Annotated in this window: 31 protein-coding genes; 29 read left to right on the top strand and 2 right to left on the bottom strand. The window is 36.9% G+C overall.

Annotation, left to right across the window (positions count from 1 at the left end; all coding sequences use genetic code 11):
* Positions 1–45 precede the first annotated feature (45 nt).
* Together MUW74_RS02715 and MUW74_RS02710 are read right to left on the bottom strand one after the other, a co-directional pair.
* Entirely contained in the window at positions 46–4,014 is a 3,969-nt protein-coding gene (locus MUW74_RS02715; protein ID WP_243518577.1) for an SET domain-containing protein-lysine N-methyltransferase, read from the bottom strand.
* Positions 4,015–4,062: 48 nt separating this feature from the next.
* The gene (locus MUW74_RS02710) at positions 4,063–4,551 is read right to left on the bottom strand and encodes a hypothetical protein (protein ID WP_243518580.1); all 489 of its coding nucleotides are present in this window, start codon (positions 4,549–4,551) and stop codon (positions 4,063–4,065) included.
* 763 nt (positions 4,552–5,314) lie between these two features.
* Here MUW74_RS02710 and MUW74_RS02705 point away from each other — a divergent pair.
* The 29 genes from MUW74_RS02705 (at position 5,315) to rplQ (ending at position 20,496) form a co-directional block, all read left to right on the top strand.
* Positions 5,315–5,827, top strand: coding sequence for an ankyrin repeat domain-containing protein (locus tag MUW74_RS02705; RefSeq protein WP_243518582.1), 513 nt, complete (start codon positions 5,315–5,317; stop codon positions 5,825–5,827).
* Between the two features lie 750 nt (positions 5,828–6,577).
* On the top strand, positions 6,578–7,210 hold the full coding sequence (gene rplC / locus MUW74_RS02700) for a 50S ribosomal protein L3 (RefSeq protein WP_243518585.1): 633 nt from the start codon (positions 6,578–6,580) through the stop codon (positions 7,208–7,210).
* Position 7,211: 1 nt separating this feature from the next.
* The gene (rplD, locus tag MUW74_RS02695) at positions 7,212–7,841 is read left to right on the top strand and encodes a 50S ribosomal protein L4 (protein ID WP_243518589.1); all 630 of its coding nucleotides are present in this window, start codon (positions 7,212–7,214) and stop codon (positions 7,839–7,841) included.
* Positions 7,842–7,844: 3 nt separating this feature from the next.
* Positions 7,845–8,132, top strand: coding sequence for a 50S ribosomal protein L23 (rplW, locus tag MUW74_RS02690; protein WP_243518592.1), 288 nt, complete (start codon positions 7,845–7,847; stop codon positions 8,130–8,132).
* 43 nt (positions 8,133–8,175) lie between these two features.
* The gene (rplB, locus tag MUW74_RS02685; protein ID WP_243518594.1) at positions 8,176–9,003 is read left to right on the top strand and encodes a 50S ribosomal protein L2; all 828 of its coding nucleotides are present in this window, start codon (positions 8,176–8,178) and stop codon (positions 9,001–9,003) included.
* Entirely contained in the window at positions 9,003–9,269 is a 267-nt protein-coding gene (rpsS, locus tag MUW74_RS02680) for a 30S ribosomal protein S19 (protein WP_243518597.1), read from the top strand. The genes rplB and rpsS overlap by 1 nt, the downstream gene beginning before the upstream one ends.
* An 8-nt stretch (positions 9,270–9,277) precedes the next feature.
* Positions 9,278–9,628 carry a 50S ribosomal protein L22 gene (rplV, locus tag MUW74_RS02675; RefSeq protein WP_243518599.1) on the top strand — a complete coding sequence of 117 codons (351 nt, stop codon included), beginning with the start codon at positions 9,278–9,280 and terminating at the stop codon, positions 9,626–9,628.
* Between the two features lie 64 nt (positions 9,629–9,692).
* Positions 9,693–10,409: a 30S ribosomal protein S3 gene (gene rpsC, locus MUW74_RS02670; protein WP_243518601.1), complete on the top strand. Its 717-nt coding sequence runs from the start codon at positions 9,693–9,695 to the stop codon at positions 10,407–10,409.
* Between the two features lie 38 nt (positions 10,410–10,447).
* On the top strand, positions 10,448–10,873 hold the full coding sequence (gene rplP / locus MUW74_RS02665) for a 50S ribosomal protein L16 (RefSeq protein ID WP_243018377.1): 426 nt from the start codon (positions 10,448–10,450) through the stop codon (positions 10,871–10,873).
* A gap of 40 nt (positions 10,874–10,913) precedes the next feature.
* Complete coding sequence (rpmC, locus tag MUW74_RS02660; protein WP_243518603.1) at positions 10,914–11,117, top strand: 50S ribosomal protein L29; 204 nt, start codon at positions 10,914–10,916, stop codon at positions 11,115–11,117.
* Between the two features lie 5 nt (positions 11,118–11,122).
* Positions 11,123–11,377 carry a 30S ribosomal protein S17 gene (gene rpsQ, locus MUW74_RS02655; protein WP_243518605.1) on the top strand — a complete coding sequence of 85 codons (255 nt, stop codon included), beginning with the start codon at positions 11,123–11,125 and terminating at the stop codon, positions 11,375–11,377.
* Positions 11,378–11,379: 2 nt separating this feature from the next.
* A complete protein-coding gene (rplN, locus tag MUW74_RS02650; protein WP_243018381.1) occupies positions 11,380–11,748 on the top strand; it encodes a 50S ribosomal protein L14 in 369 nt (122 codons plus the stop codon).
* Positions 11,749–11,751: 3 nt separating this feature from the next.
* Entirely contained in the window at positions 11,752–12,099 is a 348-nt protein-coding gene (gene rplX, locus MUW74_RS02645; RefSeq protein ID WP_243018383.1) for a 50S ribosomal protein L24, read from the top strand.
* Entirely contained in the window at positions 12,092–12,646 is a 555-nt protein-coding gene (gene rplE / locus MUW74_RS02640; RefSeq protein WP_243518607.1) for a 50S ribosomal protein L5, read from the top strand. Before rplX ends, rplE begins: the two co-directional genes overlap by 8 nt.
* Positions 12,647–12,658: 12 nt before the next feature.
* Positions 12,659–12,928 (top strand): 30S ribosomal protein S14, encoded by a 270-nt coding sequence (gene rpsN, locus MUW74_RS02635; RefSeq protein WP_243518609.1) that lies wholly within the window; start codon positions 12,659–12,661, stop codon positions 12,926–12,928.
* 51 nt (positions 12,929–12,979) lie between these two features.
* Entirely contained in the window at positions 12,980–13,384 is a 405-nt protein-coding gene (gene rpsH / locus MUW74_RS02630) for a 30S ribosomal protein S8 (protein ID WP_243518612.1), read from the top strand.
* Between the two features lie 11 nt (positions 13,385–13,395).
* Positions 13,396–13,947 carry a 50S ribosomal protein L6 gene (gene rplF / locus MUW74_RS02625; RefSeq protein ID WP_243518615.1) on the top strand — a complete coding sequence of 184 codons (552 nt, stop codon included), beginning with the start codon at positions 13,396–13,398 and terminating at the stop codon, positions 13,945–13,947.
* Between the two features lie 18 nt (positions 13,948–13,965).
* The gene (rplR, locus tag MUW74_RS02620) at positions 13,966–14,319 is read left to right on the top strand and encodes a 50S ribosomal protein L18 (protein ID WP_243518617.1); all 354 of its coding nucleotides are present in this window, start codon (positions 13,966–13,968) and stop codon (positions 14,317–14,319) included.
* A gap of 5 nt (positions 14,320–14,324) precedes the next feature.
* Positions 14,325–14,840, top strand: coding sequence for a 30S ribosomal protein S5 (gene rpsE / locus MUW74_RS02615; RefSeq protein WP_243018394.1), 516 nt, complete (start codon positions 14,325–14,327; stop codon positions 14,838–14,840).
* Positions 14,841–14,847: 7 nt separating this feature from the next.
* Complete coding sequence (gene rpmD / locus MUW74_RS02610) at positions 14,848–15,027, top strand: 50S ribosomal protein L30 (protein ID WP_243018395.1); 180 nt, start codon at positions 14,848–14,850, stop codon at positions 15,025–15,027.
* A gap of 7 nt (positions 15,028–15,034) precedes the next feature.
* The gene (rplO, locus tag MUW74_RS02605; RefSeq protein WP_243518619.1) at positions 15,035–15,493 is read left to right on the top strand and encodes a 50S ribosomal protein L15; all 459 of its coding nucleotides are present in this window, start codon (positions 15,035–15,037) and stop codon (positions 15,491–15,493) included.
* Positions 15,486–16,778 carry a preprotein translocase subunit SecY gene (gene secY, locus MUW74_RS02600; protein ID WP_243518621.1) on the top strand — a complete coding sequence of 431 codons (1,293 nt, stop codon included), beginning with the start codon at positions 15,486–15,488 and terminating at the stop codon, positions 16,776–16,778. The genes rplO and secY overlap by 8 nt, the downstream gene beginning before the upstream one ends.
* 300 nt (positions 16,779–17,078) lie before the next feature.
* On the top strand, positions 17,079–17,306 hold the full coding sequence (gene infA, locus MUW74_RS02595) for a translation initiation factor IF-1 (RefSeq protein ID WP_114910315.1): 228 nt from the start codon (positions 17,079–17,081) through the stop codon (positions 17,304–17,306).
* 11 nt (positions 17,307–17,317) lie between these two features.
* Positions 17,318–17,434: a 50S ribosomal protein L36 gene (gene rpmJ / locus MUW74_RS02590; RefSeq protein ID WP_014934282.1), complete on the top strand. Its 117-nt coding sequence runs from the start codon at positions 17,318–17,320 to the stop codon at positions 17,432–17,434.
* 3 nt (positions 17,435–17,437) lie between these two features.
* A complete protein-coding gene (rpsM, locus tag MUW74_RS02585) occupies positions 17,438–17,815 on the top strand; it encodes a 30S ribosomal protein S13 (protein ID WP_243018402.1) in 378 nt (125 codons plus the stop codon).
* A gap of 69 nt (positions 17,816–17,884) precedes the next feature.
* On the top strand, positions 17,885–18,277 hold the full coding sequence (rpsK, locus tag MUW74_RS02580) for a 30S ribosomal protein S11 (protein WP_243518622.1): 393 nt from the start codon (positions 17,885–17,887) through the stop codon (positions 18,275–18,277).
* A 42-nt stretch (positions 18,278–18,319) separates the two neighbouring features.
* Positions 18,320–18,928, top strand: a complete 609-nt coding sequence (gene rpsD / locus MUW74_RS02575) for a 30S ribosomal protein S4 (RefSeq protein WP_243518624.1) — start codon at positions 18,320–18,322, stop codon at positions 18,926–18,928.
* A 41-nt stretch (positions 18,929–18,969) separates the two neighbouring features.
* Positions 18,970–19,953 carry a DNA-directed RNA polymerase subunit alpha gene (locus MUW74_RS02570; RefSeq protein ID WP_243518626.1) on the top strand — a complete coding sequence of 328 codons (984 nt, stop codon included), beginning with the start codon at positions 18,970–18,972 and terminating at the stop codon, positions 19,951–19,953.
* Between the two features lie 51 nt (positions 19,954–20,004).
* Positions 20,005–20,496, top strand: coding sequence for a 50S ribosomal protein L17 (gene rplQ, locus MUW74_RS02565; protein WP_243518629.1), 492 nt, complete (start codon positions 20,005–20,007; stop codon positions 20,494–20,496).
* The last annotated feature ends 918 nt before the right edge of the window (positions 20,497–21,414 follow it).

The following is a 21,414-nucleotide window of genomic DNA, read 5'->3' as shown; positions in this document are numbered from 1 at the left end:
TAAATATCAACTACTACAGCATATTTACTTTTATTGTCCATCACTTCATCTATACTTTTCTAATTTATCCAAATTATCGGATGGTTTCCATTTAACTGAAAAATAATCTTGAGATCGTTCCCCTAAATGCGATTCACCTGGCAGTTTATATATGCGGTAATCTATTGTATTGTTATCAGCCCTATTAATTTTTCTACATTCTACTAATCTATCTTTACCTGCAAAATGATTAACCCTATTAAATGGAACCTCTATATGCTTTAGTAAATTCTTATATAATTTACAGTCATATTTTTTTATCAATTTTATAAATCTTATACTTTCAACTTGCGTTATATACTGGTTTTTATTTAATAAAGTTCTATAGATCTTGGCATCTGGATTAGATAAATTATCATTATTATTATGATTAGACCAGTATTGTTTACCATAATCAAATAACAATTCTCTATGAGGGCTAATATCTTGAGTGGCATAAAATAATATAAATGGCGTAACCCCATCACAACTATGCAATGATGGTTCTACATTCGGTGTAGAGGAATTGTCTACACGATCTTTACCTTCATAAGTTGTATGAGCATTAATTTTCATTAAGATATTACCTCGTCCACACGCACTCAGATAAAGTGGGCTAATGCCATCAAGTTTAATAGCGAAACTGTAGCTATTTAGTTTATTGACCCCATAAATGTTTTTTGTGGCTAAATAAGCCTCTTCAACTCCATGATCAATAGGGTCGTCATCGCATAGCAATATACCCGTATACATACCTAGTATGGTACCTTTATTAATCCGCTGTTTGGCTACCACTTTATCTTGACCACGCAAGGCGATCCTCGGATCATCATTGGAAACTTTTTTGACCTTCAAAAGGCTATTATCTACATGTTTGTTGTGGCTATAGCAGCTTGTTAAAAAATTTTTAAATACTTGATCATGAGTTGGATCACTAACAGCTTGGTGATTGCGTAAATCTCCTAGACGCTTTAACACGGCACTTGCTTTTCTACTAACTAGCATTTCATCATGTTCCTGGATTACATCTGATTTGCTGTACATAACAGTGGTAACTTTTTTGATAGTGTTCATATATTGCTTGTTATTGAATAGATCTATTATATAACTCAACGATTCAGATACTTTATTACCGCAACCACTTAATATACTGAATAGATCCCTACATGTATAACCTGTTTTTTTTAGCTGATTAAGCTTAGCGAACGTCTGCTTTTCCGTTAGCTTATTGATTAAGGCTTCAAAAGCTTCAGGTGCTTTGTTACCAGATGTATGCAACATATTGGCTATACTGCTGGGTAACCATCCTATTTCTTTTAATTGCTTAAGCTTAACGATGACTTGCTTTTCCATTAGCTTATTGATGAACTTTTCAAGTGTTTCATATGCTTTATTACCACATCTGTTTAACATACTGGCTATATTACTGGGTGAAAATCCTATGTTTTTTACATGATTAAATCTACTTAACCTATTCTCTTCTGTTAGCTTTTTAACGAATTTTTCAGTTGCTTCAGCTACCCTATTACCAGATCCACTTAACATACTGGCTATATTGTTGGGTACCAATCCTATTTCTTTTAATTGCTTAAACTTATTAAACATTTTTTGCTCCGTTAATTTATTGATTAAGGCTTCAAAAGCTTCAGGTGCTGTGTTATTAGATCTATACAACATATTTGCTATACTACTGTTTGTAAGTCCTATTTTTTCTAATTCCTTAAGCTTAGTAAGGATTTTCTGGTCAGTCATCTTATTTATTAGTTGCTCAAATGTTGTATAAGCTTTATTACCAGATTTATATAATATAGTGGATAAATGGCTAGGTGTATACCCTATTTCTTTTAACTGCTTAAGCTTATTCAACGTTTCCGTTTCTGATAGCTTATTGATTAAGCTTTCAGTGGCTACAGTTGCTTGATTCCCGGCGCCACTTAACATACTAGATAAATAGGTGATTGTAAAACCTAATTCTTGTAGTTTTTTAAGTTGTTTCAACGTTTTTTTCTCTGATAGCTTATTGATTAAGCCTTCAGTAGTTACAGTTGCTTGATTCCCGGCACCACATAATATACTGGATAGATTGCTCATGGTACAACCTATTTCTTTTAACTGATTAAGTTTATTTAACATCTCATTCTCCATTAACTTATTGATAAGGGTTTCACACGCTCGCACTGGTTTATTAATCCTGCCACATAATATACACGATAGATTACTAAGAGAACCACCTGTTTTTTTAAACTCGTTAAGTTTATGCAACATTTTATCTTCCGTAAACTTATTTATTAACGCTTCAGCGGCTATAGTTGCTTTATTACCAGCTCCACTTAGCATGTTGGATAGATTGCTCATTGAACCACCTATTTTTTGTAATGTTTTAAGCTGCTTCAACATTTTTTCTTCGGTAAGCTTATTGACCAAGTTTTCAGTTGTTATAGCAGCTTTATGATTGCAACCATGTAATATATTGGATAAGTTACTGGGCTTAAATCCTAGTTTTTGTAATTCTTTAACTTGTGCAAAAATCTTATTTTCCGTTAGCTTGCTAATTAATGCTTCATATGCTTGAGGTGCTTGCTTTCCAGCTCCGCTTAACATACTGGATAGATTGCTGGGTCTAAAGCCTAATTCTTGTAACTGCTTAAGTTTTACTAAAACTTTTTTCTCAGTCATCTTATGCACTAAGTTGGCAGCTAGTACAGCTGCTTGATTGCCACATTTTGGTAACATACTAGATATATTGCTCGCTTTAAAACCTATTTTTTGTAATTCCTTAAGCTTTTTCAAAGTGTTTGTCTCAGTAAGCTTATTCATGAATGCTTCATATGCTGCAGCTGCTTTATGTCCGGAGTGACTTAATATATTCGCTACATTACTAGCTAGAAATCCTAGTTGCTGTAATTTTTTAAGTCCTGCTAGCATTTTGTCTTCCGTTAGCTTATTGATGACTTCTTCATATGCTTTAGCGGATTTATTACTGCGGCCAGTTAACATATTGGATAGATTACTGACTGTAAAACCGAGTTTTTGTAATTCCTTAAGCTTCTTCAAGGTTTTTTTTTCACTTAGCTTATTGATTAATTCTTCAGCTGTTTTATCTGCTTTATTCCCCGCTCCACTTAACATCTTGGATAGACTGCTGGCCGTAAAGCCCAGTTTTTGTGATTGTTTAACCTTCTTTAGGGTCTTGTTATCAGTAAGCTTATTCATTAAATCTTCAACTCTTATAGCAGCATTATTACTGCAGCCATGTAACATACTTGATATATTTCTCGGTTCAAAACCCAGTTTTTTTAATTCTTTAAATTGATCCAATATCTTATCCTCCGTTAGCTTATTCATTAATACTTCATATGTTTCAGCTGCTTTATTCCCCGCTCCACTTACCATACTAGATAGATTGCTGATTTTAAAACCTATTGCTTTTAACTGATTGAGTTTATGCAACATGCTATTATCTCTTATCTTATTTATTAAGTTTTGTAAGTCTTGAGATGCTTTGGCTGCTCGATGAGCACAGTGACCTAACATACTGGATAGATTACTGACTGTAAAACCCAGTTTTTCTAATTCTTTAAGTTGCTCCAAGGTCTTTTGCTCGGTCAGCTTATTGATTAGTGCTTCATATTCTTGAGCTGCTTTAGGCCCGTAACCATGTAGTATACCAGATATATTACTAAGCTGAATATTATTTTTTAGTGCCTTCTGCAATTTAGCTTCTATTGAATATCCCGACTTATCACACTTGTCTAAAAGCTTATTGAGTAAATCATTACAAGGATCTAGGTCATTACATGTCTTTAACATGCTACTAAAAAAACTATACGGTATTTTTAATTGATGTAAGGCATCCAATTTTTCTATGATGGCTTGAGCCAATGGGCTGGTTGGATCATTATTTATTTTCAATTTTAATGATTTAAAAAAAACTGTATCAGGTAGGCGACGTAATACCGTTTGTGTAAGGTTGTTTTTGATATGAACTAAGTTCACATGCTTGTTTAATGGAATTTTTCTTATTTTAATTGATAGACTTTGCCCTTATAAATATGATGTTGGCTCTAATCTACGTTTAGTAGGTCTTTTAGGCTCATTTATTATATCTAATGATTTTTTAATAGGGTTAGCCTCGTTGTTGAGAATAGAAACAGGTGGATGGCCACTACTAGATATTTTTAGTTTTCTTCTTTTATGCTGTGGATATTCCTCCTCTTGTGAACTACAAGATGATCCATCTAACCTAGATCGCTTACGCGATTGACTAGGGTTATTGGAACCTGCTTGATGATTTATTTCTGGATTGAATAGGCCGGGCACACGACGTACCATGCGTGAAGGTAATTTTAGGTTAGGACCACTACAGGCATGTATAGCTACCAAAGTAAATCCAGAAAACATCCATAATAGTGTGGTTAGTATGCGTTCAACTGTAAGACGGACTTTCTGATCGCAACTTTTTACAAGGGGCGTTTTTGCTTTTTTGGGGCTAGTATTGCTATAGGGCTGAATATATACTTTGGTTAATATCATAATCACTCAAAATTATTAGTTTTGTTAGCATAAATGCTAATAATAAAAAAGAAATGATTATATAAATAAATTTTTATTTATGCAATACCCTATGCGAGATTTGTTCAGCCAATGGTGTCAACTTAAGGAAAATCTATTTTATTGCGGCTGTGTTTATAAGCCTTTAGCATGGCCTCTGGCTACCAGCCTTCTATAAAAAGAATTTAACACACAGTAAATAAATGAAATCATCTGTTTTTCAACGGGAAAATCATAAACTCAGCCCGCTACGCGGGCTTCAAACAGATGATTTTCTGATCCGCTGAAAAACAGATGATTTAAAGAATAAATTTTTACTGAAGCGCTAAATTCCTTTATAGAAGGCCCTAATGGCCTAAAAAATCAAGTTTACACCACAAATAATAAACAAAAAAGCAAATCTAAAAATTATATTATTACATTTGGAAATCAATAAAATATAGCCCTTAAGTTGACGCTATTGTTTGTTCAGGCTAGTGGTAAAAAAGCCATTTTTGAAATTATTTTTTGACTACAGCTACTAAAGCTAATAGCTTCTTTAAAACAAACGTGACAGAACCATTGACGTTATGTGTATAATTTTCTATATTCCATTATATATTATGCTCGTATACTTAGGAAACTAGCGCTTGTGGCTTTGAACAAGCACTGTACTAATCCAGTATAGCCACCAATTGATTAAACGTACATATTTGACTTTTTACATAAAATCTTATCAAACATATATAAACATATAGATACAAACATGAGATCCAATATAAAAACTTTAACCCCTTTATTCTACTTATCCACATTGGCGTTAACAGGGTGTCACACAACTGGAAATAGCATGGGCATGATGTCTTCAGACGAACAACAAGAAAAAAAATCTACTTCTAGTGGAATTATTGATATCAATAATCAAAATAATTCTAGCGATAGCCCACTTCATGCTGCAATATGGGAAGAGAATCTACCAGAAGTTAAAAAATTACTCGACGATCCAAATACTGTGATTGATGCAGAAGATAAAAATGGTTGTAGACCGCTTCACATTGCAGCAAAAGTAGGTCATAGAGAAATATTAGCAATTGTACTGATAGCTATGGTACAGAAACAAATTGTGCTCGATACACTAAATAAGGCTGGAAAAACAGCCCGTAATATTGCGGAGGAAAAAGGCGATTCAGAATCCGTTAAACTTATAGACAGAGCTATGCAATGTTATTCTATAGATAATTTGTTATCTAGATACAAGAATGTATATATACTAAAATAACTTTTTTTCTTAGATTTTGTCGCATTTTCTAGTATAAATGCCTGTATCTCTTTAGGCAATAGCGTCAAGTTAAGGGCTATATTTTATTGAATATGAGATATAATGGTGTGTTTTACTGAATCATGTTTTTAGGATACTTTGTATCCATGCAGCACTGTAGTAGAGTACGGGAAAAAAGAAAAAACGCCCCTTGTAAAATAGTTGCGGTCAGAATTCGCCCTTTATAGCTGATCAGAAAAACAGCTTGTTTGAAGCCCGCGTAGCGGGCAAGTTCTGTTTTTCCAGCTGTAAAGGGCGAATTCAGCAACTTTTTACCGAGGGCTTGATTTTTTGCTTACTTTTTGATCAAGCAAAAAGTAAGTTAAAAACACCTTATTTACCACTGACTTGAACAGGTAATTTGTATCCTGCTTTGTATAGCTACCAGCCGCGTATAGCTACCAGCCGCCGATAAAAGAATTTTGTGACTTTAGTAAAACGGTAATCTTGAACCGATCTGTTTTTCAGCGGATTAGAAAATCATCTATTTGAAGCCGTGTAGCGGGCTGAGTTTATGATTTTCTATTTTTCTTTCTCCCTTAATTTTTATATCTTTGGATCACGTGCATCCTAGATGTAGTAGGGTTTTAGGATAAACCACTTGGTTCGGCTTATATTTTTATTTAAATTTGCCCTCTTGCTATATAATTCTTCCTTCTTTTTTTGCTGCTTTTAAAGCAAGTAAGAGGATATAATTAATATTGAAGTTTGATGATTGGAATCATAGGAAAAAAAATTGGGATGACCAGTCTTTATGACAGTAAAGGTCGTAAAAAAGCATGCACCGTTATTCAAGGAGGGCCTTGTGTGGTGACCCAACTTAGGACAAAGTCTGTAGATGGTTATCAGGCTATTCAGTTGGCTTATGATGATAAAAAAGAAAAAAATACGACTAAGCCCCTTATAGGCCATTTTGCCAAGGCTGCTACTACCCCTAAGCAAAAACAAGTTGAATTTAGATGTGATGATGAGGCTCTATTGCAGCAAATTACATTGGGTCAAGTGATTCGCATAGAAGATGTTTTTGTTGAGGGCGAATTTATAGACATTGTCGGTAAATCTAAAGGAAAAGGTTTCCAAGGCGTTGTAAAGCGACATGGTTTTAGTGGAGTTGGCGGCCGTTCGCATGGTCAACACAATAGAGAAAGAGCACCCGGTTCTGTTGGGGCCGCTTCTTTTCCATCTCGCGTATTCAAAGGCATGCGCATGGCTGGTAGAACAGGTGGTAATAGAGTTAAGGTAGCCAATCTTGAGGTGTTGAAGGTGTTGCCAGAGAAAGATCTAATCGTAGTTCATGGAGCAGTACCTGGTGCCAATAATGGTTATGTAATTTTGGAGAAATAAAATGAACCTATCAGTATTAAAATATACAGGAGAGGAAGCAGGTCGTTCTGTTGTATTGCCAGAAGAAGTCTTTGGTATCGAGCCCAATGACCATGCTATTTATTTGGATGTAAAATGCATCCTGGCCGCTAGGCGCCAAGGGACCCATCAGTCAAAGGAGCGTGGTGCAGTAAGTGGTTCTAGAAGAAAGCTTAAAAGGCAAAAAGGTACTGGTACCGCTAGGGCTGGTGATATCAAATCCCCTCTATTTAGAGGAGGTGGTCGCATTTTTGGACCAAAGCCAAGAGATTATAGTTTTAAACTAAATCGTAAGGTAAAAAAGTTAGCCAGAAAATCTGTTTTTTCTTACAAAGCTCAAGAAAGTCATATTTGTGTTTTAGAACCTTTTTCTTTTGATACACCCAAGACAAAAAACTATTTAGGCATGTTACGCAATTTGTCCTTTTTTGATGAAAAGACTTTATTGATCTTGCCTAGTGTAGACAAAAATATTATCCTATCTAGTAGGAATCTAAAGCAAGCCAAAGTCGTTTGCGTAGATCACGTCAATACCTATGATCTATTGCATGCAAAAAAATTGTTAATTATGGAGAATGCAATAGCGCCTATAGTAGAAAAATTGAGCCAGTAACAGATGAGTATTCTAAAAAAACCGTTGATGACCGAAAAGGTATCAGCCCTTAATAAGCATGGTGTTTATGGTTTAATTGTCGATGACCGTGCTGATAAAAACCAGATCAAAAAAGAAATTGAACGCTTTTATGGTGTTTCAGTAGATAAAATTAATACCATGCGTTATGCTGGAAAATACATAACCCGGCATACCAAATCCCGTGTCATGAAAGGAAAAAGACCTTCCTATAAAAAAGTCCTTGTAACCCTTAAGGCAGGGGATAGCATAGAGTTTTATAATAACTTCTAATTCGACCTTTGTATTATATTTATAGCTGTTAGTTGATCTAGTTATGCCATTAAGAAAACTTAATCCAACCACTCCTGGTCAGCGTTTTAGGATAGCGCCAGATTTTTCTACCGTTATTACAGCGCGTAAACCGGAAAAGTCACTCTTAGTCAAGACCAAGCGTACAGGTGGTCGCAATAATCGCGGTAGGATTACTGTTCCTCATAGAGGAGGTGGCCACAAGCGCCGTGCCCGTATTATTGACTTTAAAAGAAGAAAGTTGGGTGTTCCGGCCTTTGTACATTCTATTGAGTACGATCCTATGCGTACTGCCTATATCGCCTTATTACATTATGTAGATGGTGAAAAAAGCTATATTATAGCTCCCGAAGGCATTAAGGTAGGCACTAAAGTGGTAGCAGGTCCCGACGCCCCAATAGAGCCAGGTAATGCTATGGCAATGAAAGATATTCCCTTGGGAACCATTATTCATAATATTGAACTAGCTCCTGGACGTGGGGCTGCATTAGCCAGAAGCGCTGGATCTTATGCCCAACTTCTTTCTAAAAGCAGCAAGTATGTAACCATTAAGTTACCTTCTGGTGAAAGACGTTTGGTGTTGGATCATTGTATGGCTACTATTGGATCCGTTTCTAATAGCGACCATGATAATGTTACCATTGCTAAAGCAGGCAGAAGCCGTTGGTTGGGTAAAAGGCCACGTGTTCGGGCAGTTGTCATGAACCCAGTTGATCACCCAATGGGTGGCGGTGAAGGTAAAGCCTCTGGAGGACATCCTAGATCTTTTAAAGGGTTATATACAAAAGGTAAAAAAACCCGCAATCGAAATAAATATTCTGCTAGACTGATTATTAGTAAAAAGAAAAAATAATGGCTAGATCTATAAAAAAGGGACCCTATGTGGCGCATCATCTACAACAAAAGATAGATATGCTCAATGAATCTGGTAAAAAAACAGTAGTCAAAACCTGGTCTAGGCGCTCAACCATTACGCCGGATTTTGTAGGTCATACCCTTGCGGTTCATAATGGCCATAAGTTTATTCCCGTTTTTATTACAGAGTCAATGGTAAGCCATAAGGTCGGTGAGTTTGCCTTAACCAGAAACTTTAAAGGCCATACATCTAAAAAAAGATAATGTGAACTATGGAGGCAACAGCAAAGTTAAGAAAGCTACCTATGTCTGCGCGTAAGATTGGACTCTTAGCAGCGCTTATTAGAGGTAAAAGTGTGGCTATGTCATTGGCTATTTTACAGAGCAAACCACAGCAAGCTGCTCTTCAGCTCAGAAAGCTATTGCTTTCTGCTATTTCAAATTGGCAAAATACTAATCCAACCTCTCTGGAAGATGAGCCCATTTTTATAAAAAAAATAACCGTGGATAGGGCAGGTATGCTCAAAAGAATTATGCCTGCACCAAGAGGTGTTGCGCACAGGATTAGAAAAAGATCTAGTCATGTTGTTATTGTGGTAGACAGTACAGTAAAACCTTACTAGTCTGTCTCACAAGACTGTTTTAGACACAAGAATCTAACCACACTATAGACGAAATAATACTACAATGGGTCAAAAAGTTAATCCCGTCGGCTTTAGAGTTGGCTTTATTCGCAAGTCAGATTCTAGTTGGTTTGCGTCCAAATCCTCTTATCCAGAAAAATTAATGGAGGATGAAAAAATTCGCGCCTATCTAGAGGCTCGAATGGCCAAAGCCAGTGTTGCTAGGATTCTGATAGAGCGTGCTGGTAAAAAGATTACCGTTACTATTCGAACCGCTCGTCCAGGTATTGTAATTGGTAAGTCAGGTGCAGAAGTCGATAAAGTAAAAGAAGAGTTGAAAAAGCTCACTAAGCAAGAAGTGGAGCTTAATATTGTTGAGATTAAAAGACCAGATCTGGAAGCTAAGTTAGTTGCTCTGCAAATTGCGCAACAAATTAGAGGGCGTATGCCTTACAAACGTGCTGTAAAGCAATGTGTTGCTGCGGTTATTCGTTCTGGTGCCCAAGGCGTTAAGATTAAAGTTTCCGGTAGATTGGATGGTGCTGAAATGGCTCGCTCAGACGAATTTAAAGAAGGTTCTGTTCCACTCCATACGCTTCGTAACGATATAGATTATACAGCTGTTGAAGCCCATACCATTTATGGTAGAATAGGTATTAAAGTTTGGATTTCTAGGGGTGATGTAGCCGCTAATCAATCGGGCCGTTCAGCAGGGAAACCAAATAGAGTAGGGGAGCGATCTATTGCATCTTCCAGAGAAAAAAAAAGAAGCAGTAACTAGGGTTCCTACTATATAATCATATTAACTTTTGTACTAAAATGTTACAACCAAAAAGAGTACGTTACAGAAAAACGCAAAAGGGAAGAATAAAAGGCTTATCTATGAAGGGAAATTCATTAGAATTTGGTACCTTTGGGCTGAAGGCATTAGAACCTTCTTATATTACTGCTCGGCAAATTGAAGCGATGCGTATTGCTATTACAAGAGAAATGAAACGGCAAGGACAAGTTTGGAATAGAATTTTTCCAGATAAATCTCTAACTAAAAAGCCAGCTGAAGTAAGGATGGGTAAAGGTAAAGGTGCTCCCGATTCTTTTGTAGCCGTTGTTAAGCCTGGTAGAATCCTTTTTGAGTTAGATGGTGTTTCTAAGGAAGTAGCCGAACGTGCCATGCGTCTTGCTATCCATAAGTTGCCTATTAAGGCAAATTTCGTAGTCCGAAGAGATTATCACCCAGGTGCGTAGGCTCGATAATTCGTATGGAATATAAAACATAACTGCCGAGATGAAATATAAAGATATTCAGTTACTTTCTTCTCAACAATGCAATGATAAGTTAAAAGAAGAGTTGGATTATTTAGTAAAGCTAAGATTTGCCCATTCCGTTTCTCTTATTGAGAATCCCATCAGGATTAGAGAAACGAGAAAATCTATTGCAAGGCTAAAAACAGCTCAGAACAAGTTGCGTAAGCAACCATCAGAAATGTAGTCACCATGCTGAGAAATAGAAGAAAAGAAAAAATAGGAAGGGTAACCAGTAACAAAGCCCATAAAACCATAACTGTTGCAATGGACACTAAGGCCATACACCCTGTCTATGGTAAGTTTGTAAAGACAACTACTAAGTTTATGGCACATGACGAAGAAAATAGTTGTAGTATTGGTGATCTGGTAAGAATTATGGAAACACGTCCTTTAAGTAAAAAAAAGCGATGGAGGTTGATTGAAATCATAGAAAGAGCTCAATAAAAATGATACAACAGGAATCAATACTGAAAGTAGCCGATAATAGTGGTGCAAAAACAGCCCTTTGCATTCGCGTTTTGGGTGGCACCCGTAAGCGATATGCCCATGTTGGCGATAAAATTGTAGTAACCGTAAAGACTGCTAACCCTTCCAGTACCCTTAAAAAAGGCACTATTTCTAAAGCCGTGGTGGTTCGTACCAGAAAGGAAGTAAGACGCAAAGATGGTTCTTATATTCGCTTTGAAGACAATGCTATTGTTTTAATTGAAAACAATAATGAACCTAAAGGCACAGGTGTTTTTGGGCCAGTTGCTCGAGAAGTTCGAGATAAGAAGTTTATGAAAATAGCCTCTTTAGCTGATGAAGTACTATAAAGGATGAAGAAAACAATTAAAAAGAATCTTAAGATTCACATTCGAACAGGAGATCGCGTAAAGATTTTAGCGGGCAAACATAGAAATGAAGAAGGTACCGTTTTGCAGGTATTTCCTAAGGTTTATCGTGCCATTGTCCAAGACAAGAATATAGTAGCCAGACATGTAAAACCTTCTGCTCAAAATCCTAAGGGAGCCATTCAAAGGCATCCATCCCCTATCCATATTAGCAACCTGATGTTAATTGATCCAGTAAGTGGGGAGCCTACCCGTGTAGGAAGAAAACATAATGAAGCCGATAAGCTTCAGCGGTACGCTAAGAAAACAGGAAATTTTATAAAAAATGTTTAAGCCTAGATTACAAGAAAAGTATTTTGCAGAGGTTATTCCCAATCTTAAACATTTGTTGGGGTATAAATCGGTTATGCAAGTTCCTAGATTACATAAAATCTGCATCAATCAAGGATTAGGTGATGGTGTATCCAACAAAAAACTCATCCAGCTTGGCATCGAAGAACTAACTGCTATTGCTGGGCAATGTGCTGTTCCTACTCGTGCTAAAAAATCGGTTTCTAATTTTAAACTTAGGGCAGGTATGCCTATTGGCGTAAAAGTTACCTTACGAGGCAAGCTCATGTATGAATTTCTTGATCGCTTTATCTCGATTGCATTGCCTAGAATTAGAAACTTTTGGGGTCTACGTACCACTGGATTTGATGGAAAAGGCAATTACAATGTTGGTATTGAAGAACAAATCATATTCCCAGAAATTAGCATTGATAAGGTCATTAAGATCAATGGTATGAATATAACTTTTGTTACAACTGCCCGAGACAATCAAGCCGCATTTCAACTCTTGAAAGCTTTGGGAATGCCCTTTAACTTGGAGCAAAATTAATTTTAAAAGGTTATGGCAAAAGAATCAGTTAAAGCAAGAGATAAAAAAAGAAGACAGTTAGTAGCAAAGTATGCTGCTAAAAGAGCTGCGTTAAAAGAACAAGGTAACTACATGGCACTCGATAAGCTTCCTAAAAATGCTTCGCCTGTTAGGTTACGCAATAGGTGCAATATAACTGGTAGAGGTCGTGGGTATATCAGGAAATTTGGTCTTTCCCGATTGGTCTTTAGAAAATGGGCTTTAGAGGGCAAATTACCAGGTGTACGCAAAGCAAGTTGGTAGACACTTAATATTATATCCCTGTTTTTATTATTTTGTTAATATATACTTACTATGACTACAGATCCAATAGCTGATTATCTTACTAGGATCAGAAATGCCATTAATGCTAAGCATAGCATTGTAGAAATTCCTGCTTCAAAAACCAAGACAAAGCTTACAGAGGTTTTACAAGAAAAAGGATATATTCGCGGATATAAGGTTGTTTCTAAACCAAATAGCGTACAGCCTACTATTAAAATTGCACTCAAGTATGATGCTTTTACTAAGCAATCTGCCATTGTAAAGTTGCAACGTGTAAGCAAGCCCGGATTGCGTAAGTATGCTACGGTTTCGGCCATGCCCAGTGTTATCAATGGCTTGGGGATAGCCATATTGTCCACCTCCAAAGGCATTATGACAGATAAAGAAGCCCGCAAAGTTCATGTTGGTGGTGAAGTACTTTGTTATGTTTACTAAAATTAGGAAAAATGTCAAGAATAGGGAAACAGCCCATTAATGTGCCCCCAGGCGTTGTCGTATCTGCAATAGATGGAGGGATTATAGAAGTTAAAGGGGCCAAAGGTGTGTTGCAGCAGCAGGTTGATCCAACTATTATGGTTGAAATTTCCGAGGGGCTCGTTAAGGTTATACCAGTTGACCCTAAAAAATCTAAAGCACTTTATGGCCTTTATAGAGCCTTGATTCATAATATGGTAGTAGGCGTTAGTGTGGGTTTCAAGCGAACGTTAGAGTTAGTAGGGGTTGGTTACAAAGCCAATGTACAAGGCAAGTTACTAGAGCTAAGCCTAGGCTATTCCCATGACATCGTTCTGGTTTTGCCAGAAGAAGTAACCGTTACGACTGAATTACCTAAAGGGAAAAGTCCATTGGTCCATTTGGAATGTATTGATAAGCAGCTGCTGGGTCAAGTAGCTGCCAAAATACGTTCTTTGAGAAAAGTTGAGCCTTATAAAGGTAAAGGTGTTAGATTCTTAGGTGAGCAAGTTCGACGTAAAGTCGGTAAATCTACTAAGAAGTAGCGTAATATAGTAGAAAAAATGGAGCTAAAGAATAAAAAGGTAGAAAAAAGACTTAAAGTTAGAAAAAGAATTAGGAAGCGTTTGCATGGGACCCTAGAGCGACCCCGGCTCTCTCTTTTTAAGAGCAATACCTCTATTTACGTCCAGCTTATTAATGATGACAAAGGAGAAACATTGCTTGCTCTTTCTACAAGAAAGTTAAAGATTGGTAAAAATAATGTCGCTGGAGCATGGGCACTAGGAGAAGCCCTGGCTGAGCAAGCACTAGCTAAAGGTATTACAACTATTGTATTTGATCGTTCTGGGTATATTTACGATGGAAAAGTCAAAGCAATCGGTGGCGGTGTTCGAGCAAAAGGTCTTAAATGTTAATCAATATGATATTAGTTCGTAAAAAACTCAAGGCCACTGATTATAATCTTGAGGAAAGAGTAGTCGCTATTAAGCGCGTTACCAAGGTAGTCGAGGGTGGTCGTAGATTTAGTTCTTCTGCTGTTGTAGTAGTGGGCAATGGTCAGGGCGTGGTAGGCTATGGGCTGGGTAAGGCAAAAGAATTAACCGATGCCATTGCCAAGGGGGTAGAAGAAGCCAAGCGTAATTTAATCAAAATTCCTATTTTACGCGATACTATTCCACATGGTTCTGTTGGTAAGTATGGTGGTGGTCATGTCTTGATTGAGCCAGCAGCCTCTGGTACCGGTGTCATTGCTGGTGGTGCGGTTCGGATTGTTCTAGAAAGTGTGGGTGTTAAAAACATTTTGTCTAAGTCACAAGGTTCTTCTAATCCGCATAATGTCGTCAAGGCCACTTTTAAGGCATTGTTGCAATTGCGTGATCCTGTCACTATTGCTAAGCAGCGTGGTATCTCGTTAGATAAAGTCTTTAATGGATAAGGTTGTTATGGAAAAAATACAAATTACTCAGGTACGTAGTTTAATAAAACGCCCTAAAGCCCAAAAAGCTACCATTAAAGCACTGGGGCTGGGTCGCATCAATAAACAGGTCGTCGTTGAAGCCACTCCTCAAATATTGGGTATGGTAGATAAAGTCAACCATTTAGTCGTTACAGAAAAGATATAATTTGTTTATGGAACTACATACACTTAAACCAGCCATCGGTGCTTTAAAACGTAAAAAACGTGTTGGTAGGGGCCAAGGTTCTGGCAAAGGCGGAACCGCTACTCGTGGTCACAATGGTGCGCAGTCTAGATCTGGTTATAAAAGAAAAATTGGTTTTGAAGGTGGTCAGCAGCCCTTGCAGAGACGTATTCCCATGTATGGATTTAAATGTCCTAGCCGTATTGAGTTTACTCCTTTGAATCTTTCTACTTTGCAAGCATTGGCCGATAAGCATCAAGTTTCTATTATAGATCATCTCTTCTTGAGAAAGCATAGCGTAATTGGCAAGCATGAAAAATATAAAATCTTGGCAGATGGCCAGTTGACTCGTAAGCTTTCTGTTGCCGCTCATCGTTGTTCAGCTGCTGCTTTACAAGCTATTCAAGACCTTGGTGGGAAAGTTACTATATTGTCTATATATGAATAAGTTATTTAAAGTTATTAAAGATATCTTTCTGATAAAAGAGCTTAGAATTCGCATAAGGAATACCTTGTTCTTTCTCGTACTTTTCCGTATAGGTAGTATGATGGTTTTACCAGGCATAGATGTAACCCAAATTTCTGTTAATGCAAAACGAGTGTTTGGCCTTCTTGATAGTTTTTTAGGTGGTTCTTTTAGCCAAGTATCTGTTTTTTCAGTGGGCGTTACACCTTATATTTCCGCCTCTATCATTATGCAACTTTTGTCCATTGCCTGGCCAAAAATTCAAAGAATACAACGTGAAGGAGAAATGGGCAGGCGTAAAATTGCGCAAATTTCCCGAATTCTTACTATTTTTATTGCTGTATTTCAGTCTTTTCAATATTTATTTATTGCTACTAGTAGTGGTAATGTTTCTATAAGTCGTACTTTTTTTATTTTTATTTCTATTGTTATTCTCACTGCAGGTGCCCTATTCTGTATGTGGCTAGGAGAAAAGATTACAGATAAAGGCATTGGTAATGGTGTGACCATGTTGATGATGGTAGGCATTGTCTCTTCTTTTCCAGGTGCTTTATATCAGGAAGCAGTCCACCGGGGTAGTAGAGCTATTTTTTTATTTGTCTTAGAGTTAGTCGTATTCTTTTTCATTGTGTTGCTCCTGGTTGCTTTTACCCAGGCTACTCGAAAAGTGCCTATTCAATATGCTAAACAGTTAAGTACCAGCACTATATATGGAGGGCAGCGTCAATATATACCGTTTAAGTTAAATAGTGCAGGGGTTATGCCGATTATATTTGCCAATCTTTTAATTGTTTGCTTGTCATTTTTGCTGGGCCTTTGGAAGGATAAGTTTATTTGGTTAGCCCATATCAGTGGCATGTTACAAGATATTACCAGTTGCCTATTCAATCTTTTATTTGCTTCTTTAATTATTGTTTTTACCTTTTTTTACACCGCTATTACCGTCAATCCTGTACAAATAGCCGAAGATATGAAGCGTGCAGGTAGCTTTATTCCTGGTATCACTTCTGGCAATGCAACTGCCCGTTTTTTAGATGATGTTTTGGATAGAATTACCCTGCCTGGCGCTATTTTCTTAGCCATTATAGCTGTGCTGCCTGTTTTTGCTTCTATGGCTGGTGTAAGTTTGCCTTTTTCTAGATTCTACGGAGGCACTTCTTTGTTAATTATGGTCAGTGCTATGCTAGAAACCTTGCAACAAGTCGAAAGCTATTTGTTAATGCGTCGCTATGAAGTAATTATTAATAAGGGAGTTAATATAAGGTGATTTTTTACTACAGTTGTTCCTACTAAGCTTCTTTGTGCAACCCGCTTATAGTGAGAAATTGGTAAAAAAACAGCGCATGAAAAGGCAGCCTGCTAGATCTAGGTAAGCATTTAATCGGTAGATCGATCAATAAGTTGCCATAAAAAGTAAAGTTTGGAAAAACCATACTGGTATTTCCAATAAATTTAGTATATTAGCCCCGGAGGGGTATTTGTTTTGTTATATGATGTTGCGGTTGTTAAATACAAAATGCAAGACAATCACAGTAAAAAATAATATTTAAGATTTAGAAAAAATAATATGGCTAAGATACCTCCCATTGAGCAAGGTGGAATCGTACAAGAAGCATTACCAAATGCAGTATTTAAAGTTGCGCTTAAAAATGGTCATATCGTTAGGGCCCATATTTCTGGGAAAATGCGTAAAAACTATATTAGAATTCTTCCTGGTGATTCGGTTAGGATGGAGTTAACTCCTTACGATTTAACACAAGCTAGAATAGTGCACAGATATAAAACAACCGAGTAGCTACGCTAATTATGAAAGTTAAAACATCTGTTAGAAAAAGAAGTGTTGATTGCAAGATTGTACGCCGCAAGGGTGTATTGTATGTGATCAATAAAAAGCAGCCTAAATTTAAACAAAGACAAGGGTAGAGTATGGCTAGAGTATTAGGTGTAGACATTCCAGATAACAAGCGCGGAGAGATTGCGCTTACCTACATATATGGAATTGGCAGGAGTTCTGCAAATAAAATTCTTGACGCTGTTCAAATTGATAAAGACCGGCGCGTATCCACCTGGACGGATGATGACCTAAAAGCCATTAGAACCGCCATTCGTGGTGTATATAAAATAGAAGGAGACTTAAAATCCGAGATTCGGCTCAATATTAAGCGGCTGGTAGAGATTAAATGTTACAGAGGCATTAGGCATCAAATGGGCTTGCCCGTTCGTGGCCAGCGAACCAAAACCAATGCAAGAACGCGTAAAGGAAAGCCTAAAACGATTGCCAATAAGAAGAAAGCCACTAAATAAAGTCTATCTTTTCACTAGGTAGTATACTTGTCTTTATTTATGTATGAAGAAAGTTTATAGAAAATTACTATGAAAAATACAGGAAAAAATAAAGTTAAAAAAAAAGTTGTAAAGGTTGGTAAAGAGGGGCAAGCACATATTCAAGCTACTTTTAATAATCTTATTATTTCGATTACAAATGAGGCTGGTCAGGTGATTGCTTGGTCTTCTTCCGGCAAGATGGGCTTTAAAGGATCCAAAAAAAACACCCCCTATGCCGCTCAGATGGCATCAGCCGACTGTGCGAAAGTTGCCCATGAATTGGGGTTGCGTCGGGTCAATGTATTTGTAAAAGGCCCAGGCATTGGACGTGAGTCAGCCATTCGTGCCCTTCAAGAGCATTCTGTAGAGGTCATTTCTATTAGAGATGTTACACCTCTTCCGCACAATGGTTGTAGGCCACCTAAGCGTAGGCGCCCCTAAATAGACAAAGTTTACCAATTTATATTAGAAGAAGTATAGTATATGGCAAGATATCGTGGTCCAAAAGCCAAAGTTGCAAGAAGATATAATAGTCCCATATTTGGTTCGTCTGTTCATAAAGTGTTGCAAAAAAAGAACTATCCGCCTGGGCAACATGGTAGAAGGCGTAAAAGACGTTCTCAGTTTGGTCTCCAATTAGTAGAGCAGCAAAAAGCAAAGTATACCTATGGGTTATTACAACGTCAGTTTAAGAACCTTTGTGAAAAAGCTGCCAAAAGTAAAGGTATCACAGGTGAAGTAATTCTTCAGCGGCTGGAGGCTCGTTTAGATAATACCGTTTATAGGCTTGGCATAGCTACTACACGGCGAGAAGCCAGACAAATCGTATCCCATAGGCATAGTATGGTCAATGGCAAGGTTGTGGATATTCCTTCTTATACATTAAAGCCTGGAGACATAATAACCGTAACAGAAAAGGCAAAAAACATGGCTTTGATTGTTAATAACGTAGGGAGTAATCCATCTAATAAATACAGTTGGCTAGAATGGGATGCCTCATCCATGGTAGGTAAGTTTCTTGCTTTTCCGCAGCGTTCTGAAATACCAGAAGAAATTAATGAGCGCAGTATTGTGGAGCTTCATTCCAAATAGTTCTTCTGTTTTTGTCTTTTTAAATCAAATCAAGATTCTATATGTCGTCATTACCATTTCAAATGCCCGAGAAGATATTTGTGGAGAAAGTGGATGCTTTTCATGGTGTTTTTAGTTTTCGTCCACTTGAAAAAGGGTATGGCACTACTATTGGTAATACCCTTAGGCGTGTGTTACTATCTTCTTTAGAGGGCTATGCTATTGTTGCTATTAAGATTCCTGGTATCCGTCATCAGTTTTCTACTATTGAAGGTGTGCAAGAAGATTTGGTAGAGATTACAATGAACCTTAAGCAAGTTCGTTTAAAGAAAATTGGAGAAGGAGGTGATGATATCATTTCAGTTCGGGTCAATAAACCTGAATTCTGTGCCGGTGATATTGCTAAAGCTACTCCTTTTTTTGAAGTTTTGAATCCAGATTTGGTCATTTGTAGACTTGATGCATCTGCTAGTTTTGATATGGAACTCCATATTGTCAAACATAGGGGCTATCTATCAGCTGAGGAAAACAAACCTAAAGAAGCAGATTTAGACCTTGTTGCTATTGATTCGATTTTTTCCCCTATTATAAGCGTACAATATCGTGTTGAGAATATTCGTGTTGCGCAGCGTACAGATTATGAACAGTTGACATTTGAAGTAAAAACAGATGGCTCTATTAGTCCAGAGGAAAGCATTAAGCAAGCTGCTAAGTTGATGATTGAGCATCTCAATTTATTATCTGGTCAAGAAATTGTTCTACAGTCACCAGAAGATGAAGTCGTTCAGATGTTAGATGAGGAAACAATAGCCATGCAAAAAAACCTCAAAACACATGTTAATGAGCTAAAATGTTCTTCACGTGTTTTAAATTGTCTTAAATCAGCAGGAATAGAAACATTGCAAGACCTTGTAACGGTAAAAGATTTCGATACCATGAAGTTTAGAAATTTTGGTCGTAAGTCACGTGATGAGATTGATCAACTCTTAGCAGAAAAGAATTTGAGGATTGGTATGGATCTCTCCAGGTATAAATTAGATGGGTAGTTTTTCTCTAAAATTGCTCCATATAGTAGCTATTAACTATATTATAAACCAATGAGGCATAGAAACAAAATTAACCGGTTAGGTAGACCTGCAGGGCATAGAAAAGCTTTGCTTATGAATTTAGCTAAGTCGCTTATTATGCATAAGCGTATCGTTACTACTTTGGCTAAAGGTAAAGTACTCCGTACATTTATTGAGCCTATCCTTACTAGAGCCAAGCAAGATACGACTCACTCTCGAAGAATGGTTTTTTCTCATTTTCAAGATAAAGAACCCGTAAAAGAATTATTCAATCAGATTGCTGAAAAAATTGAACAGCGTCCAGGTGGTTATACCCGTGTCATTAAGTTGCCCAACCGGGCTGGTGATAATGCAGCTATGTGTATGATTGAATTGGTCGATTATAATGATATTTACACAAAAGAAGCCAAAGTTGTTAAAACAACACGTAGAAGAAGAAAGAAAACCCCATCTACTTCTTCTGTAGAAGAAGTAGGTAGAGAAAGTGTTGCAGAAACAGTTTTAGAAGTAGCTGCTGACTAAGAATAATCATTATTAGTAAAAAAGCTTTTTTTAATTTACTTTTTGCTTGATAAAGAAGCAAGTATCTGTTCAAAACATTGGTAAAAAAGCTTTTTTAAACTTACTTTTGCATTTGTTAAGGGCATTAGTAGAAAATAAATTTTTTAGCTACTTTTTGCTTGATCAAAAAGTAGCTAAAAAATCAAACCCTAGGTAAAAAATTGCGGAAATTACCCCTTGCAGCTGAAAAAACAGAACTCGCCCGTTGCGCAGGCTTCAAACAAAACTGTTTTTCTGTTTCCGTTCACCACTATGGCTTATGCTAGAAAAAAACGCGCCCTTTGAAAAAAGTGCGATCAGAAAGCGCAGTTTACAGATGACAAGAAAAACAGTTGCCGGGATGGATTGCAGGTAGGCTCCTGTTTTTCCAGCTGTAAACGAAGCTTTAAGCCACTTTTTTCATCAGCGCTTGATTTTTTGGTTACTTTTTTATCAAGAAAAAAGTAACAACAAAAATTCATTTTCTACTAATTTCGTGAACACAAACCAAAGAGTTGCTAAATACAATCGAAGAAAAACCACAGTCGTGAACGGATACGTTTTTCTATTTCAGCGATAAGCTGTGATTGCTGATCGCAATTATTTTACAATGGGCGTTTTTTTCGTGACCTGGAATAGGGCTATAAATACTCCTGCCATGTGCTGGTCAAGCACTTAGCTATTAATTCAAATTTCTTCTTTGATATAACCCCACATCCGTAGCTATAAGCTAAATTTTTATCATGTTAAATTAGGATTATTTTATATAATATCCTAAATTTGTTTTTCCGTTCAGCGAACTAAAGGTATTAGTCGATCAGTAAGTATGCTATCCTACTAATAGTACTGGTATTTTTTATAAAAAAATCGATAAATATTTAAAATAAATTGTAGTAGTTG

Source organism: Candidatus Cardinium sp. cBcalN2, assembly GCF_022810445.1.
Lineage (GTDB): Bacteria > Bacteroidota > Bacteroidia > Cytophagales > Amoebophilaceae > Cardinium.
The sequence above is the reverse complement of the archived record's forward strand: the minus strand, read 5'-3'. Positions and strand labels throughout refer to the sequence as shown.